The organism is Acinetobacter sp. YH12137 (assembly GCF_013418535.1).
Lineage (GTDB): Bacteria > Pseudomonadota > Gammaproteobacteria > Pseudomonadales > Moraxellaceae > Acinetobacter.
On sequence record NZ_VPBW01000015.1, the window covers coordinates 1 to 17,067 of the forward strand.

At 42.6% G+C, this 17,067-nt stretch carries 9 protein-coding genes and 1 pseudogene; 1 reads left to right on the top strand and 9 read right to left on the bottom strand.

Annotated elements, in window-relative coordinates; genetic code table 11:
* Positions 1 to 293 precede the first annotated feature (293 nt).
* The 5 genes from FTU72_RS09215 to FTU72_RS09235 all read right to left on the bottom strand — a co-directional run bounded on the left by FTU72_RS09215 (position 294) and on the right by FTU72_RS09235 (position 7,431).
* Positions 294 to 1,193: a cation diffusion facilitator family transporter gene (locus FTU72_RS09215; protein WP_005028603.1), complete on the bottom strand. Its 900-nt coding sequence runs from the start codon at positions 1,191 to 1,193 to the stop codon at positions 294 to 296.
* 86 nt (positions 1,194 to 1,279) lie between these two features.
* Positions 1,280 to 4,420, bottom strand: coding sequence for an efflux RND transporter permease subunit (locus tag FTU72_RS09220; RefSeq protein WP_016658776.1), 3,141 nt, complete (start codon positions 4,418 to 4,420; stop codon positions 1,280 to 1,282).
* Positions 4,410 to 5,639, bottom strand: coding sequence for an efflux RND transporter periplasmic adaptor subunit (locus FTU72_RS09225; protein ID WP_016658777.1), 1,230 nt, complete (start codon positions 5,637 to 5,639; stop codon positions 4,410 to 4,412). Before FTU72_RS09225 ends, FTU72_RS09220 begins: the two co-directional genes overlap by 11 nt.
* A gap of 1 nt (position 5,640) precedes the next feature.
* A complete protein-coding gene (locus FTU72_RS09230; protein WP_035269736.1) occupies positions 5,641 to 6,966 on the bottom strand; it encodes a TolC family protein in 1,326 nt (441 codons plus the stop codon).
* 48 nt (positions 6,967 to 7,014) lie between these two features.
* Positions 7,015 to 7,431, bottom strand: a complete 417-nt coding sequence (locus FTU72_RS09235; RefSeq protein ID WP_257223833.1) for a cation efflux protein, CzcI-like — start codon at positions 7,429 to 7,431, stop codon at positions 7,015 to 7,017.
* 289 nt (positions 7,432 to 7,720) lie between these two features.
* On the opposite strand from FTU72_RS09235, the pseudogene FTU72_RS09240 reads away from it, so the two are divergent.
* A pseudogene (locus FTU72_RS09240) lies at positions 7,721 to 7,957 on the top strand (hypothetical protein); the annotation flags it as partial.
* 123 nt (positions 7,958 to 8,080) lie between these two features.
* On the opposite strand, the gene brxL reads toward FTU72_RS09240, so the two are convergent.
* The 4 genes from brxL to pglX are packed head-to-tail and all read right to left on the bottom strand — an operon-like array spanning position 8,081 to position 17,056.
* Complete coding sequence (brxL, locus tag FTU72_RS09245; protein ID WP_005021615.1) at positions 8,081 to 10,120, bottom strand: protease Lon-related BREX system protein BrxL; 2,040 nt, start codon at positions 10,118 to 10,120, stop codon at positions 8,081 to 8,083.
* A gap of 29 nt (positions 10,121 to 10,149) precedes the next feature.
* Positions 10,150 to 12,774, bottom strand: a complete 2,625-nt coding sequence (gene pglZ, locus FTU72_RS09250) for a BREX-1 system phosphatase PglZ type A (protein WP_180052743.1) — start codon at positions 12,772 to 12,774, stop codon at positions 10,150 to 10,152.
* Positions 12,771 to 13,550, bottom strand: coding sequence for a hypothetical protein (locus FTU72_RS09255; protein WP_180052744.1), 780 nt, complete (start codon positions 13,548 to 13,550; stop codon positions 12,771 to 12,773). Before FTU72_RS09255 ends, pglZ begins: the two co-directional genes overlap by 4 nt.
* Complete coding sequence (gene pglX, locus FTU72_RS09260; RefSeq protein ID WP_180052745.1) at positions 13,547 to 17,056, bottom strand: BREX-1 system adenine-specific DNA-methyltransferase PglX; 3,510 nt, start codon at positions 17,054 to 17,056, stop codon at positions 13,547 to 13,549. The genes FTU72_RS09255 and pglX overlap by 4 nt, the downstream gene beginning before the upstream one ends.
* Positions 17,057 to 17,067: the final 11 nt, after the last annotated feature.

Sequence of the window (17,067 nt, forward strand, 5' to 3'; positions counted from 1 at the left end):
AGTACCAGCGTACGGCCCACAGAATGATGTCACGCTGAAAATGCCGGCCTTTGAATGGGTTCATGTGCAGCTCCATCAGCAAAAGGGGATGATAAGTTTATCACCACCGACTATTTGCAACAGTGCCGAAAAATGAACAATTTCGTAAATTATAAATTTTTAATACCAAAGTTACATGTTATATATGATTAAAAATCATTTAAATGGTACATAATTTTACGAACTTTTAGGCTGTTACTTTAGGGTATACTTTAAAGTTACACAAAACATCTATATGAAGACTAAAGTCCAAATTAGTGTTTATGTTGGTTCAATGTATTACATTTCGTATTTTCTATTTGTAACGTAATTTCAGTAATATTATGATTATGTTTTAGAACTTCTAAGGCCTTTTGATAGAGTTGATCTGTATTGCTATTCGGAGCAACCAAATGAGCAGTTAAATGAATATTTCTTGAGGATATAGCCCAGACTTTCAACTGATGAATCCCTTCAACGCCCTCTAGCTTCAATAAATCATTTCTTAACGACTCAATATCAATCTCATCAGGAACTCCTTCAAGCAGAATATGAATACTTTGTTTTAATAAAATCCAAGTTCGAGGTAAGACCCAGAAGCCAATTAACACAGCGATTACGGTATCAACCCACATCCACTGGGTAAAATAAATAACTATTCCTCCGATAATCACGCCTATCGATCCTAGAGCATCACTAAGAACTTCTAAATATGCACCTTTTATATTTAGACTTCCTTCAGCACTAGCAGAAAGGATTTTCATTGAAATCAAATTTATGACCAAACCAATGACCGCGACAATCATCATTCCAACACTTTGAATTTCAGCAGGATTCGTAAAACGTTGATAAGCTTCATATACAATATATATTGCTACCACAAAAAGCATCACCGCATTAAACAGAGCCGCTAAAATTTCAAATCGCTGATAGCCAAAAGTTCTTTTATCATCTGCGGCTTTTTTACCAATTTTGATAGCGGCAAGAGCAATAGCTAAAGCGGCTACATCAGTAAACATATGAGCTGCATCAGATAACAAAGCCAAACTTTGGGTAATAAAAGCAGCGACAACTTCTACTATTAAAAAAGTAGTCGTTAAACCTAAGGCAACCATTAACTTCTTACTATTTTCTTCAGTAACAACCGCATGGCTATGATCATGATGTTCTGACATAAAATATTTTCCTTATTCTATTTATGATGAGCAGAGATATTGGATAACAGCCAATATCTCTGCTGTAAATCGACTAATCTATTGGATTAAGAAACTTTCTTTTCATTTATCCAACGATAAAGCACGGGTAACAGCACCAAAGTTAGTAATGTTGAAGAGATAATCCCGCCAATCACTACGGTTGCCAGTGGCCGTTGAACCTCAGCCCCTGTTCCGGTTGCCAGCGCCATTGGTACAAAACCCAGTGAAGCCACACAAGCTGTCATCAACACTGGTCTTAAGCGCAAAATAGCCCCTTGCCACACGGCTTTATGCACTGGATATTTGTCCCTTAATTCCTTAATAAAGGTCAGCATTACCAGTCCATTGAGGACTGCAACACCAGATAAGGCAATAAAGCCAATTCCAGCTGACATCGATAATGGAATATCCCTTAGCCAAAGGAACAGCACACCACCGGTCAAGGCAAAGGGTACCCCGGTAAAGACCAATAGACTTTCTTTGACATTGTGAAAGACCGCCATCAGTAAAATAAAGATAGTGATTAAAGCCAGTGGAATCACGATTTGCATCCGTGCTTTGGCTGAAGCCAAATTTTCAAACTGACCGCCATATTCTATCCAATAACCACTTGGCAAAGTGTATGCTTTGAGCTGTGTCTGTACATCAGAAACAAAAGACCCTAAATCACGCCCTTCAACATTCGTTGTAACCACAACTCGGCGTTTACCATTTTCTCGACTGACTTGGTTGATTCCTTCAATGGTCGAGACTTGCGCGACATCCGACAATAAAATACTGCCACCATTTGGAAGCTGAATAGGTAACTGGGAAACAGATGCGACACTACGGTCTTGCTCTCCAAGACGGATAACAAAATCAAAACGACGATCGCCTTCTAAAATCTCTCCCACGCTTTGTCCACCAATACTGGTTGCCACAAGGTCTTGAATTGAACGCACACTCAAACCATATTGTGCAGCCAAAGTTTTATTTACCTCGACATTCAGTAATGGCAAACCTGAGGTCTGCTCAACTTTCACGGCACTGCTACCCGATATTTGCTGAATGATTTTGGAGATTTTAGTCGCCTCAGTATTGAGGACATTCATATCATCACCGAAGATTTTCACACCAACATCACTACGCACACCTGAGATCAATTCATTAAATCGGAGTTCAATCGGTTGTGAAAATTCACTATTATTGCCTGGAATCGTGGCTAAATACGTCACCATACGGCCACGTAATTCATCTAAACTTTCTTTAGGATTTGGCCATTCTGAACGAGGCTTTAACATGATATAGCCATCTGAAATATTGGGTGGCATGACATCTGTTGCAACCTCGGCTGTACCCGTTCTGGCAAATACTGCCTTAATTTCAGGGAAACTCTTTAAAAGAAGTTTTTCAGTATTCTCCTGAATACGTAAAGACTCTTCTAAGCCTGTACTTGGTGAACGTAACTGTTGTACCGCAAAGTCTCCTTCACTGAGCTGTGGTGCAAATTCACTGCCGAGTTTGGTACTGATAAATCCCGTAATCACTAATACACACAGTGCAAAAGTCAGCACAACTGCTTTGTATTGATACGAAATATCAAGAGTTTGCTGATATTTAGCTTTTAGCCATAACATCCAACGACTTTCTTTTTCTTGAATATCGCCTTTGACCCACAATGCCACAGCAGCAGGCACAAAGGTGATCGATAAAATAATGGCTGCAACAAGGGCGAGTACCACTGTCAATGCCATCGGATGGAACATTTTTGCTTCCACACCACTTAAAGCAAAAATCGGCAAATACACCACCAAAATAATAAGCTGACCAAAAATAAGAGGACGACGTGCTTGGCGGGCAGCCAGAAAAACTTCCTTAAAGCGTTCACTTTGTGTGAGAGGTCGTTTTAACAGTTGCTGTGTATGGGCTAAACGCCGGATACAGTTTTCGACAATCACCACAGCACCATCGACAATGATGCCGAAATCGAGTGCACCTAAACTCATCAGATTGGCACTGATATTTTTCTGTGCCATCCCGGTTAAGGTAAACAGCATAGAGAGTGGAATGACACAGGCAGTAATCAAGGCAGCACGGATATTCCCTAAAAACAGGAACAGAATGATGATGACCAGGATTGCTCCCTCTACCAAGTTTTTCTGAACGGTTTTAATCGCCTTCTCAACCAAGGTAGTACGGTCGTACACCGTTTCAATCACTACCCCTTTAGGCAAACTATTCTGAATATCTTGAAGCTTGGCATCCACAGCTTTAGAAACAGTCCGGCTATTTCCACCCATCGCCATCATGGCAACCCCTAAAACGGTTTCTTTGCCGTTATAGGTTGCCCCACCGGTTCTTAAATCATGCCCAATAGAGACTTGCGCAATATCACCAACCCGAATTGGGCTGCCATTTGGGCTACCCAGCATGGTGTTCTCAATATCAGAAAGCCCATTGAATGCACCCGGTACACGTACCGTCAGTTGCTGACCATTGTCTTCAATATAACCTGCACCTCGGTTCTCATTATTTTGCGCTAAAGCCTGTTGCAGTTGTTCTAATGAGATATTCAGTTGCTGCATCCGGTTTAAATCGGGAGAGACCACATAGGTTTTTTCAAAACCACCAATACTGTTGACCTCTGCAACTCCCTTAACACGTTGCAGTTGAGGACGCACAATCCAGTCCTGAATCTCACGCAAATCCATCGGCGTGTATGCAGTTCCATCCGGCTTTTTCGCATTCGGATCTGCCTTCAGTACCCATTGATAAATCTCACCGAGACCCGTAGAAACGGGGGACATCGTCGGTGCGATTTGTGCAGGCAACTCAGATTGCGCCTCCTGTATCCGTTGGTTAATCTGCTGACGGGCCCAATAAATATCAGTCCCATCTTTAAAGACAATGGTGACTTGAGAGAGTCCATAACGGGATATGGAACGGGTAAGCTCCAGATCCGGAATGCCAGCCATGGCATTTTCAATGGGATAGGTAATCCGCTGTTCGACTTCAAGCGCAGTAAAACCCTTGGCTTGAGTATTAATCTGGACTTGGGTATTGGTAATATCGGGTACAGCATCAATCGGGAGTTTCTGATAGCTATACACCCCGACCGCAATCCAGGTACAGACAAAGAGCAACACCCAAATCGCATTTTGTATGGAAAACTGAATGATTCGTTCGAATAAACCTTCTGGTTTTGGCAGATCAGAATTAATGTTCATGGCCTGCCTCGTCTTTTTCTAATTCAGATTTCAACAAGAAACTGCCTTGAGCGATATACTTCTGCCCTTCAGTCAGCCCAGAAATCACTTCAAGCCATTGTCCATCACTTGAAGCCTGCCCCAATTGCACTTTCTGTGCTTTTAAGTGGACTTGACCTTTTTGTTCTGAATCTACGATGAAAATACTGTCTTCACCTTCAATACTTTGCAGCGCAGACTTTTGAATCCGAAGGGCTGATTTTGCTGTAGCTTCCGGAATCAACACTCTCACTAACACATTAGAACGCAACTCAGTAGCTTGCGCATCGAGTTTTGCGCGCACCACCAGACGCCCTGTTTGTACATCTGCCTGAGAGGTTAAGCTTTGTACAGTAGCTTTATAGATTTGATCTGAATCATTCACTTTAAAGTCAATTTTTTGCCCGGCTTGCAGTTGACCTGAGAATTGATTCGGCAAATTAAACTCAAGCCATAAATCTTTCAGCTGTTCAATGACAAAGAGCTGATTAGCCAGTTGCACATTTTCACCGACCACAATATCTTTTTGACTGATCACCCCAGAGATCGGTGCTTTAATCAGAAAACGCCCATTGTTATTGCCACTTGCACCTAATGCATTTAAACGTGCTTGTGAGGACTGGACAGTAATCTGCGCTTGACGGTAGGCATTTTCGGCACGCTGGTAATCCTGTTTGGCAGAAATCCCCTGTGACCAGAGTTGCTGTTCGCGCTGGTAATCTTTACGGGCCAAATCCAGATTCACCTGTGCCATACGCAGATTTGCCTGTTGGTCGATCAGTTCAGGCACGATTAGTACAGCCAGCGTTTGTCCTTTTTGCACGCTCTGTCCTAAAGCCACATTGACCTGCTCGACATGACCACTAAAATTAGGCGATATATGCGCTTGTTGATCGGTATTCACCACCAATTTACCTGGCAGGGTTGTCAGCTTTTCAACCAATCCTGTGGATGCAACAGCAACTTTTAAACCTTGTTCAACCATTTGTTGGCTGGTCAGTTGTATTTCGCCTTCTTCAGCATGTCCTTCTTCAGAACTATCTTCATCAGAATGTTCGGCATTTCCCTCATCATGACCATGCCCCTCAGATTCAGTTTTTTTTGAACTTAACCAAATAACCAGACTGACCAAGACCGTAATCAGAATCAAAATTGCAATCATGAGAGACTGGGATATTTTTCCGTTTTGCTTGGCGTTCATTTTATCGTGCTCCCCCATTGATTAAATTTTGCGATGCTTCGACTGCCTTTTTATTCAGTTGTGTATAGGCATCCGAACGGCTAATTTCTTCATAACTTGTGCCAATACTGAGTGCCTCAGCTGCGAGGGCAGTTTGCCAAGCTTGACGTAGAATTTGTAATTGACCCAATCGAAGATTCTGCAGTTGGGTGGTTGCTTGCTGAACGTCGGTAATGGACAGTTTCCCTGCCTGAAACCCTTGTAAAGTACGGCTCTGAACTTTGGTCGCCAAAGTAACTTGTGCTGTTGTGGCATCGAACTGGCTACGTAAACCTTTGAGCTGATGCATGCTGTTGGCAATATTGAGTATTTGTTGCTTCAGCTCACGCTGCTGCTGTTGGTTCAGCAATATTTGCTGTTGCTGGACCATCGGGATCGCATATTGCTGGCGGTTGAAAATATTCAGTGGAATAGCCACGCCGATTGCCAAAGTCGTATCGTTGCTTTCATTAGGGGTTTTGCTACGTTTCATGCCTACATTTAAAGTCGGATTGGGACGTGCCTGAATTCTTAAATTTTCAATTTGATGATCCGATTGCTGAATGTTCAAGGCATAGAATTTTTCTAGCCACCCTTCAGCAATATACCGTTGCACAGTTTGGAGACTTTGCTCTGGCCAAGGGATAGCGGTTTTATTCAATTGAAGATGTGAAGATGTTTCTCCCCCCCACAAATTAGACAGCTGACGACCGGCAGCTTGTTTATTCAGCATCGCTTGCTGATAAAGTCGTTGGATTTCTAGCGCTTCAATTTGGGTACGCTCAAAATCAACCAGGGCAATACTGCCTGCCTGATAGCGTTTCTGGGCACTGTCCAGATTGGCTTTACTTGTTTTTAACTGTACTGAATAAGCAGACTGCTCAACCTCAGCAAGTGCAAATTGCGACCATGCAAATTTAACAATCAGTTGGCTTTGTGCCTTCCATAATTGCTGTTGCAATTGGATTTGTTGATTCGAGGTATTGGCAATCACCCGGTTCAGCTTACGCTGACCAAATAGATCTAGAGGTTGACTAACGCCAACATTGAATTCCTGTTCTTGACCTGAGCCAAAGCCAGACTGTTCTAAACTTATACTTGGATTCTGCCATAACCGACTTTGCTGAATATTCAATTCAGATATTTGCTGAACTTGTTGCCACAGCTTGTCTTGAGTCTGGTAACTTTGTACTTTTGCTAAAGCGGATTCAAAGCTGGTAACGTTTTCAGCATAGCTATATTGCATAGCCGCTGCACATATACAAGCAACCAAGCTATGACGCAAGAGTATAATTGATTGTGAAGACATGATTTTTCCCACTTATTTAAATAATAAAAGTGGTGGGAATGTTTTAGGCTACCCCACCATGAGCGGGGAAAATTCGGGAGGTGGGCTTTGTTGAAACAGGTCAGGAGCCTGATAGCTGTTTTTCCAATGAAATTGTGGATTCACTTTAACTTCAGAGCTTGGAGGAAACACATCTACTTTTTCATTTTGTACAATCAAATGCGTCATCGATGGTAGATGATCTTGATGATCTTCACCGATTTCTAAATCGCTACTGAATGTTTTTATGTTTTCTGACTGTCCATTATGATCGTGTTGACGACTATCGCTGGCACACAAGGTATTTTGGTGATGACCAAAATGATAACTCTGCTGTGATTGAGGCTGTTGTTCATGGACACAAAAGGCCGCCGCCACATTCCAAAAGCTTTGGAACATGAACAATCCAACCAAGACTGTAATCCATGTAGTAGAACGCATCATCATAACAATCGAAAAATTTGTACCAAGTATAAGGCTTAGAGCCACTCCAAGGTCAAGCTTAATAAATTAAATTAAACATTCAATGAACACTGAATAGCCGGCACTTTTGCAAATTTACCTTGTCTCTATAAGCTCACATCAATTTCAGGTAAGAATAACAATAGATAGTGAACCGTACCGGGTTTGTCGGAGACTTTTTATTTAAGTTAGGCCACCTGACCTAACGGGTTAATCTTATCATTGTACATTGCTTCAAACTCAAAAGGCGATACATTGTCAACGGCATTCTAAAATTGACCCCTTTTACCTTACAAATGGCAAAGTAAAATTGCCCCCTGAAATCAGAGAAAGAGCGGTTCAATTATTGATTGAATCTGAAAAAGATTATCCTTCTACTTGGGCAGCAATCACAGCTATTGATCCTAAAATCGGTTGTACTCCTGAAACATTGCGTGTTTGGTATCAAAAATATTTAGATCAACAAAATCCTGTCAAAGTACAACAGATATCTGATCAAGAAAAAATGAAGGGTAATCCCCCCTAAAATACTAGCTCTTTAAAAGAGGCAGTATTATGCTTTTACAACATGGTGTTTAACTTGAGAAACTGAATTTAAAACAATCTACTGTAACTCTTCCAGACAGATATGAAATTAATCCACCCCTAGCCCCTTAAACACAGCATCTACCGGATCTGCATAAAAGCTGGTCTGGAACTTGGTAAACAGTTCCACAGGAATCGTTGGGATATCTGCCGCACTACTCATTGGCAAAGCAACCTTCTTGGCACCCGCATCAAAAGCAACTTGCAGACATTCGGCAATACTTTCCACCGGTGTCACTGAACCACCCAAGCTCATATCACCCAGTACCACCATCTGACTTTGAACCGATCGTCCTAAGAGGCCAGAAGCGAAAGCCACTAAACTTGGCAGAGCAAGATGGCTGAGCGGCCCGGTATTCTGTAATTCAACCACATGTAAGTGGAAGTCATGTTCCAGCACCTTACTGCCACCCGATATTCTGGATGCATTGGCCTTGAAGTAGTCAAATGCGATCTTGACCTGCTCCTTGGCACTGCTTGAATTCCATAAGCCTGATGTCGCCAATTTTCCAGAACCTTTGGTCACTTGAAGTTCTAAGCGGTATAACCCCGGCATGCCTTTATTACTGAGCCCGATGGTATATAAGAAACCTGGCTTGGCTGGACCTTCGGGAATCAGTCCGCCACCACCCTGCTCTTTGACTGAGACAAAATGTTCTTCTAAGGTGTCATTGTCGATATAGCTGAAATGAACGTCATAGAATTCCATACCACCAATTTTCTTCAGCTGCTCTTTGACCCGACGGCGTACCTGCAGCGCATATTCCAGACACTGGCGTACATCTTCTTTATTAAACTGACCGTGTGGGTAGAGCAACTTCATCAATCCAGAAACCGTCTTGCGAACGGCAATCACATCGCGCTGATTCAGGTTATTTCCGAGTTTGAAGTACTTCTCAATGGCATCCGCAAAACTACGCTTACGCATTTCCCGGAAGAATTCAGCCAGATAATCAACGATTAGACCATAACGGTTGGTAAAGAATTCCGGACGCATTTTTGGAATTTCCCAACCTGGAATATAGGCATGAAAACGATCGAAGAATGCCGAATCGATCATGGCTTCAGGGAAAGGTGCCAAGAGATGGCTGGTTTTTACCAACGATTCGACGCTTTGGTTAATATTACCCACAAAAACCATTGAAGCAGATGCTTCCATCTGTTCCCGGCCACGGGCAAAAGATCCCGATGCCATGTAGTCTTTCATGATCTGAACGCCATCTTTGTCCTTAAAGGAAATACCGGCAACTTCATCAAAGGCCACCACATCCCACAACCCCACCAGACCAATACGGCGGCTACTCATGTTATAGAACAGATTGGCGACAGTCGTTTGCCCACCCGAGACTAAAATACTGTTCGGTGAACACTCTTTGTAAATATGGCTTTTCCCGGTACCGCGTGGTCCAAGTTCACAGACGTTATAGTTATTTTCAACGAACGGAACCATACGCGCTAATAGGTGCCATTGCACATCCTCTTTTAGCGAAGCCGGTTCCATGCCGATCGAACGGATTAAACTCTCGCGCCACTGATCCGTGCTTAATGCTGCTCTGCCACTGAAAAGTTCATCCATATTCATATTCGGCATCTGAATCGGCTTGAGTAAGCTGACACCAAATGGCGAGCTGGTCTGTCCTTCTTCAAAATAATAACTGAGCGTAGCAATGACCCAGATACCACCAACAAGTAATTTTTCATACTCTTTGACGATGCCTGCCGAGATTTCGGCATCTTTGATGCCCAGATTACTAAATGATGCTTCGTATTTGTCCTTACGCTCATTCAGCTTTACGGTCACCCGATCAATGACCTTATAACTGCCCCGTTCACGGACCAGGGATTTCACCTTCTCAGCTTCATCAGGACGGACGTAGTTCTCAGCCAGTACGGTCTTTACGTTACGTAGTCCCTGCTCAATGATCTCAGGATCATCCGAGGCACAATACATCCCTAGCAGGTATTCGAGTACATAGACAGGAACGTTAGCCCCTTCTTTGATCAGTTTAGTCAGATCCTTACGTACCACCCGCCCAGCAAAGTGTTCATTCAGCAGCTGATCCAGTTCTTTATCGTTAGCAGATTCCATGTAGGCTACGCTCTATCGTTAATTCGTTATTAGAAGAAGTCATCGGTAAATGCCAAATCAATGGTGACCTTATAGCGCTGCACTTCGATATTTAGGTCTTTGTCCTTCAGTACCAGGAAGTAATCTTTCTTACGGTCAAAATCAGTACCGGACAATGACAGTCTGACCTGTTTTACCCGTTCCGCAACAGAGTCGGTACTGCTATCAAAGGTCAGAGTTTCTTCACTGGAAACTTTGACATCCCCATCATAAATGGCAATCGATAGGGTTACTGGCATAACCAGCTCACTGACAGCTTCGGTTTGCATCAAATCAAACTTCTGGATGTTATTGACCATCTTCAGCGTGGATTTTGTAGAAATGACCTCAACTTTACGCTTGGTCCGCTGTCCAGCCTTTTCACCACGTAGCTGTTTTACCGTCAGTACCGGCACCACAATTTCCTGAGGCATGATGCCACCATGCACGAAACGTGAGCCTCCTACAAAATGGAAACGGTTCGCCCCTTTTGGAATCCAAAAATCAGTCGCAGATAATGTGCCTGCCGTAGCTTGGGTTGAGCCTTTCCAGGCTTCCTTACTCTCTGGCAAACCATGCCCAATCACATAGCGTTTCTTGCTCTTCAATGCATTGGTCGGTTTTTCAGTCAAGCTTGAACGATCCGCAGATTCCAGTTTACTTTGCTGGAACAAGAAGCCATGGTCGGCTGTAATCAACAGGGTGGAAATATTGAAGTGCATTAAAATTTTACGGCTGAGTTCAGTCAGCTCTTCAATAGCATGTTCCACCGCCATAAAGGTCTCAGATTCTGTAGAGGCACTGTCTCCCCGAGCATCAATCACGTTGTGATAAACGTAAATCAAATCATGGTCTTTAAGTGCTTCACGGCCTTCATCACGCGACCAACCTTTTACCGTTTCAGCGGTAACCGCCAATCCATTATAGGCAGCCAGAATTTTGGATCGTGCTGCAGTCCCTTTGCTGGACTGCCCATCTACTAAAACATCATCACCTGCGGCCTCTTTGTACTCCAAAGTCTGATGCGGCAACAACGAGGCCATGCCAAGTGTGGTGTAACTTGGGACAACGCCCAGCTGTGAAGACAAGGTCGCTTCAGAATAACGCTTTTCATTGATACGATCACGCAGCTCTACCGCAGCTTCATAACGGAAAGCATCACTGATAATCACCACAATACGGCGTTTCGTTGCGGAACTGAGTAAGGGTCTAACGTGAGTATCGTAGAAGTTCTGCTGATTTGGGATATCTGCCATTTTCCAGACATTCAAGCGTTGCTCAGCTTCAATCCGCTCGCCCCAGTTGCGTGCCAAGTGGTCAATAAACCAGTAGGAATAGCAATTTTCCACTTCTTCATCGAGTTTTTTCAGGATATCGACATGAGCGCGTTGAGAAGCAGCACTGTAGTGGCGATAGGCCATATCAAAGCGATACAACTCCTGCTCGTAGGCTTTATACAAAGCTTCACTGGAGTCGAAATAGAAACCGGCATCAAACTGCTGTCGCAGGCTAAACAGCTCAATGGCTGCCTGCAACGCTGTATAGACAGTACGATATTTACGGCGTGTTGCATCATCCTTATGTTTGGAAGCCCAATAGCCATCCAGACGGGTAGAAATAATCGTTCTGAAATGTTCCAGTTCAGCTTTGGCTGCTGCAGGGATATGACTGGCCAGATCAATAATGATCTTTTGTTCAATCACTTCAAAGGTCATGACATCGAGCAGCTGCTCCAGATCAAAGGCCCCGACCTTCTCCTGGATCCGCAGTGCATTGGCCACGGTCTGGGAGAGTGTATCGAAGGTTGGGTAGTATTTAGAACTGTCTCTCCAGCGCGACAAAAAGGCTCTAGCCGTCGCACGGGAGCTGACGGATGACATCACCAGTTCTTGAGCCCATAGCGGTATATCGCCCAGGCTTTCACAGAAACCTGTAGTCATCAAACGGATAAAGAACGTACCGAGCTTGAATGGTGCTTCCCCATTCAATTCTTCAACCGATGCTGGATAACCAATTTCCGCCTGTAATGCGGTGACCAAAGCTGGCACCAGTTGGAATTTTTCCAGTTCAGCAAAGGAGTCTGGATTGACTTCCAGAGCCAGGTTCTGCTGTACCATTTCATCTGCCAGTGCCAGAACGATATGCATCAGCTCGGCACTATCAGCCTTGACCACAGCCGCAATCATGGCCATGTCCAGATCCTGTTCATCTGCATCAGGCTGGATATAGCGTTTCAATGTACTCAGACGGGCTTTGGCTTTAAGGAATTCTTCACGTTTGGCCAGATGTTCTCTTAGACTCTGCTGCTGTAAACCCAGCTCATTGAAGATAATTGAGAAACGATCGGCATAAAAGCTACGTGAATACAGCTTGATGTCCAGTAACCAGTCTTTTTCGGTTTCAGGCTCAGGACTTGGAAAATACAGCAAGTATTTGCCCTCCTGATCCTCAAGTTCCAGTTTAATCTTGATCGCCAAACTCGATTCTTCTGCCATATTCAGAATCTGGACATCTTTCAGTTTTAACGCCTGTATTTCATCACTGAAAGATTGTTCCGCATCGTACCAGAAGACAATCCGGTGATTTTCATGAAAGAAAGCCTGCTCTAAGCCTTGCTGAAGTTGACTTAAATTCATTGCAGCACCTGCGAATCCACTTCTTTTTGCTTTTGTTCCCATCTATCCAATAAATAGGCAATTTTAGGATGGGCATCTTGTGAATTTTGCAAAATATCTTGTTCAATTGCTTTTAGTTGTTGACCAGCACCTTCAACAGTCCATGAAGGACTTTCAAAAATACTGACGAGATCAAATACTTTGTGCCCATCAAATGCTGAAAAAATAGCTTTTAAAGCTGGGTGACTTTCACTAGATTTACTTAAAAGGTTATAAGCATTATCTGCGATAACAACTCGTGGATAAATCGCTAGTTTAGATTCCAAAGAATAGGCTTCATTCATAGCAGGACCAAATAATGCTCCACCTTCTTCATGAATGAGCCGTCCTAGAGCAATTCCTCCACGCAAAATCATACCTAAATCATAAAAGAACATAAGTTTTATTGTATAAATACATTCTAATAATAAAATACAAGATGCTGAATTATTACTTGGGCAAGAAATAACAAATGAATCAGAAAATTGAGTGATCTTTAAAGGAAAAGACTCTGAAAACTGTTCTACAACATTGTCACCAAATACGTCACCTGCAGGTTTTACTGTATTTTTCTCATCCAAAGTAAAAAAGGGGATGTTTCCATAAACTCTCTTTTTTAGTGAGCTCTCTTTTAGATCATGAATTAAATCATACAAAGCTTTACATATTTCATTATTTTTAATCGACTGGTCTATGGCTGATTTAAATCCTAATAAATCGATAAAACAAACCAGATGTTCTTGATAATCTATGCTCATTCCCCACTCCCCCCAGTAATGTCCTTCACATTCGCCAACAAGTCGCCAAACTTGCCATAGTTCACTTTCACCCCATCATCTAGATCCAGTGATATACGCTGATCGGCATAATGACGTAGTTTTTCTTCAAAAGTACTCAGCTCAGCCTGTTGCTTATGCAAGTTTTGTAGCTCTTTCTCTTTGCGTTTGATTTCAGCAGCTGAATCACTGTTTTCGATTTCACTTTGCAAAGAATTAACCATAGCCGCCATTTTTGAAATCAGTGGCATGACATATTCGGTACGCATACGTGCCAAAGTACTTTCGTTATAGCGGTGCAAGTACACCAACGCCTGGAAAGCCCCCTGTTTACCACTGCTAAATAACCAGTAAATCGGGCGCTTTTTATAGGTTTGCATGTGGTCTTTATAGAACTTACTCGCTAGGTAACGGCGAATCGTATCTTCAGCAGTTTCGTTGGCTTTTTTATCCAAGCTTTCTGCAAGCCACTGCATATTGGCATCCAGCGTGTCTTTACCCCAAACCGCAGTTAAGAACTCTCGAATACGATGTGTAGCATCATCTTCAAACCAGTGCATTTCGGTCAATGGAATAATACCGTCTGCATCGGCTGGAAATGTTTGATAACGGCTAGCATCAAAGTCTTGATTACCTGCATGGGCATAGATCAGACCTGGTTCATCCAGACTATAACGCCCCATCATGCAGCCAAGTGCATAAGAGACTAAACGCTGGCTGTCTTTTTCACGGTCGGCACGAGTTAAAGTGATCTGTTCATCTGGTACGTCTGGTGTAAGTTCATCCTGTAATCCATAAGCATCAATAAACAGTTTATTGTTTTCTTCTTCCAAGCGTTTCATTTCAGCCACGGCGGCAGCATTTTGCTGTTGCCATGTATTAAATGCTTGTTCGAGGTTTAGCTGCCCCGTACGGATAATTGGGTTTTGAGTAAAGTCCCATGAAGTTTCGTAGGAGTCCCAGTCTAATTTTGCAATTTTGATACACTTTTTGGAGTTATTAGCAACCGAAATAATATTTTGAATGAAAGGAACTTTTCTCAATGGTCCTTCATGATAATCAATAGTTGGGCTTAATGCTTTTAGAAAAAATTGAACTACTTTTGTATTTAAATATCCTAAAAGATAATATACATCAATTGATTCTTTAGGAAAGCAAATTGAACCTTTGGTCTCAAAAATAGAATTATTGGAATATCTAAAAGAAATTAATGCATTACTTAAAGTTGACCATGTTGCTCCCTCGCGAAAATAAAATTCACGTGATGGTAGATGATTCCCCATATTTGATAAATCATCATAACTTTTAGAATCGAATTTAATAAGAAAGTCATTATTACCATACCATCTTCTGTAAGATCCCCCTTTTGTAACAGGAAACCAAATTCCTGTTACACCTTTCTGATAGGAAGTAAAACTTTCAACATTTTTATTAATTTCTTTCTGCCCAACCTCATGCCAAAGTCTTAGAAATCTTTCATTATTACCTGTCGCTAAACCTTGCCTAGGTTCTGCAAAATCATTTAATAAATTATTTTCGTAAGCATCAAATACTCTTGGACTAGACCAATATGCTAATGGACTTCCTGGAATTTTTTTAAAATTATTTTGATCTCTATCAAAAATTATCTGAGAAGTTCTACTTAAGAAAATTTTATTTTTATCTGCAGTCTGTGGTGCATTATTTAGATTAACATAATTACCTTTAATGGATTTTATGTTTGTCTTTAAAATTGAAAAGCCACATGCTTGAGCCACCTTTGAATTAAGTTCAGGAAAACTATTATACCCAATTTGGATAAGCGAAATAACGCTCCGATCCTGTAACATTTTTTCACGCATCGCTTCATAAGAGGATAAAAACATCCAGTTTTGCATGGTCACCATGCTGTTAAAACCACTGTCTTTACACCATGCAAAGCCGCGCTCTATAAACATGGCGAACAAGTCTGATTTACTGTCAGGAAACTTTTTTTGGGCGAAGTTTTTTAAAAGCTTAATACCGGAGCCTCCCATATACGGCGGGTTGGCAATCACAGCATCATATTGCTTAGCGAGTAATTTAGCTTGCTGTACTAAAGGTAACAGCTCCTGCGCTGACTGCTGTGCAAAAATATCCCCTGACTCTGACGCTGTATTCAGCTTGCTTTCTAAATCAGGCAGCTTTTTAGCAAATGCTACAGGGATTTGAATCAAAGAACCAAAGGTTGAGGCATGTTCAAACAAGTCCAACAGTTCTTTTAAATCTGTCTGTGCAATACCAGTACTTGCCAAGTCCTGACTGAATGCATCCAAACGTTCCGGCTGACTATCCTGTAACGCAATAATATTCAGCCTCGGTGGACTGCTAAATAAACGGCGGTCGTCCTCACGCGCTTTCATCAATAGCGCAAAACTGGCGAGCTGTGCGGCACGGGTATCAATATCAATGCCGTAGAGGTTGTTTTCCAGAATCAAACGTGGAATATCTCGGCTACGGTAGCCACGCTCTAAGTAAATTGCTTTTAAGCAATCATAGGCTTCCACCAGAATATGCCCCGAACCACAGGCTGGATCCAGCACCGTAATACTTTCAGGGTTTAAAGTATCGCCATCTTCACTGATCCGCACATCAATCAGTTGTTTTAACTGTGCATTGACTTCATCGCTTTGCTCAGCCGGCTGAATATAGTATTCCCACCCACTGGCAAGCATACTTTCCGGCTGTGCCATCATCCATAGACGACCAACACTGTTTTGCACCAGATATTTCACAATCCAGTTTGGGGTGAATAACTGTGTCGCGGCAGGAATGTCCTCACTCTTGACGACTTTACCAATCACCTGATCTTTCTTTTCAGAAATATAGAACTGATACAGCCAACCAATAATCTGCACATCCGACCAGTCTTCTTCCGGAATGCTGCTGACCAGATCACGGATCAACGAATCGGTTTTGGTCAGGTTATCCGGTAACAGTAGTTCAGACTCATCAGAAACCTGTTCAAACAAGAGTGGCATGACCTGATTCAACGCATGACACTGAGCCAGTAACAGTTCCCGATACAGCTCTTCGTCTTTATTGCCATCCAGCTTCAGTTCAGCCACACGGCTGGCATCTAAACCTGGTAGGTCAATATCCAGACATTCTTCCAAAATCTGTGGCAAGCCTGCACTACCATCGGCACTACTGAGTACACGGCGACCATGATCCAGTAAGCCTTTGCACTCCATGTAACGAATCGCACAAAGACGGTTAAACCAGCTATAAGCGATATAATCAATGGTTTGCTCAAAACTGCTGGTTTGAATGCGTTTGATCAGCTTGTCACGTGGTTTCATGACTGATAGCGGAAAAACCTGATCGCCAATCAGCAACAAGTCGCCTTTCTGTTCTGCCGGTAAAATGCTGTCTGCGGTGATGCCGTATTTGGCGGCCTGCTTGCGCATGGCTGCGATAAAATCGTTACGTGCTTGCGGTGCGTATTTTTTAATATTGCTGGTGTTCATAGTTCAACCTT

Excerpts from the sequence above, each read along its gene's own strand:
- FTU72_RS09215 (WP_005028603.1), bottom strand. The coding sequence starts at position 1,193 with ATGTCAGAACATCATGATCATAGCCATGCGGTTGTTACTGAAGAAAAT.
- FTU72_RS09220 (WP_016658776.1), bottom strand. The coding sequence starts at position 4,420 with ATGAACATTAATTCTGATCTGCCAAAACCAGAAGGTTTATTCGAACGA.
- FTU72_RS09225 (WP_016658777.1), bottom strand. The coding sequence starts at position 5,639 with ATGAACGCCAAGCAAAACGGAAAAATATCCCAGTCTCTCATGATTGCA.
- FTU72_RS09230 (WP_035269736.1), bottom strand. The coding sequence starts at position 6,966 with ATGTCTTCACAATCAATTATACTCTTGCGTCATAGCTTGGTTGCTTGT.
- FTU72_RS09235 (WP_257223833.1), bottom strand. The coding sequence starts at position 7,431 with ATGATGATGCGTTCTACTACATGGATTACAGTCTTGGTTGGATTGTTC.
- brxL (WP_005021615.1), bottom strand. The coding sequence starts at position 10,120 with ATGGAATCTGCTAACGATAAAGAACTGGATCAGCTGCTGAATGAACAC.
- pglZ (WP_180052743.1), bottom strand. The coding sequence starts at position 12,774 with ATGAATTTAAGTCAACTTCAGCAAGGCTTAGAGCAGGCTTTCTTTCAT.
- FTU72_RS09255 (WP_180052744.1), bottom strand. The coding sequence starts at position 13,550 with ATGAGCATAGATTATCAAGAACATCTGGTTTGTTTTATCGATTTATTA.
- pglX (WP_180052745.1), bottom strand. The coding sequence starts at position 17,056 with ATGAACACCAGCAATATTAAAAAATACGCACCGCAAGCACGTAACGAT.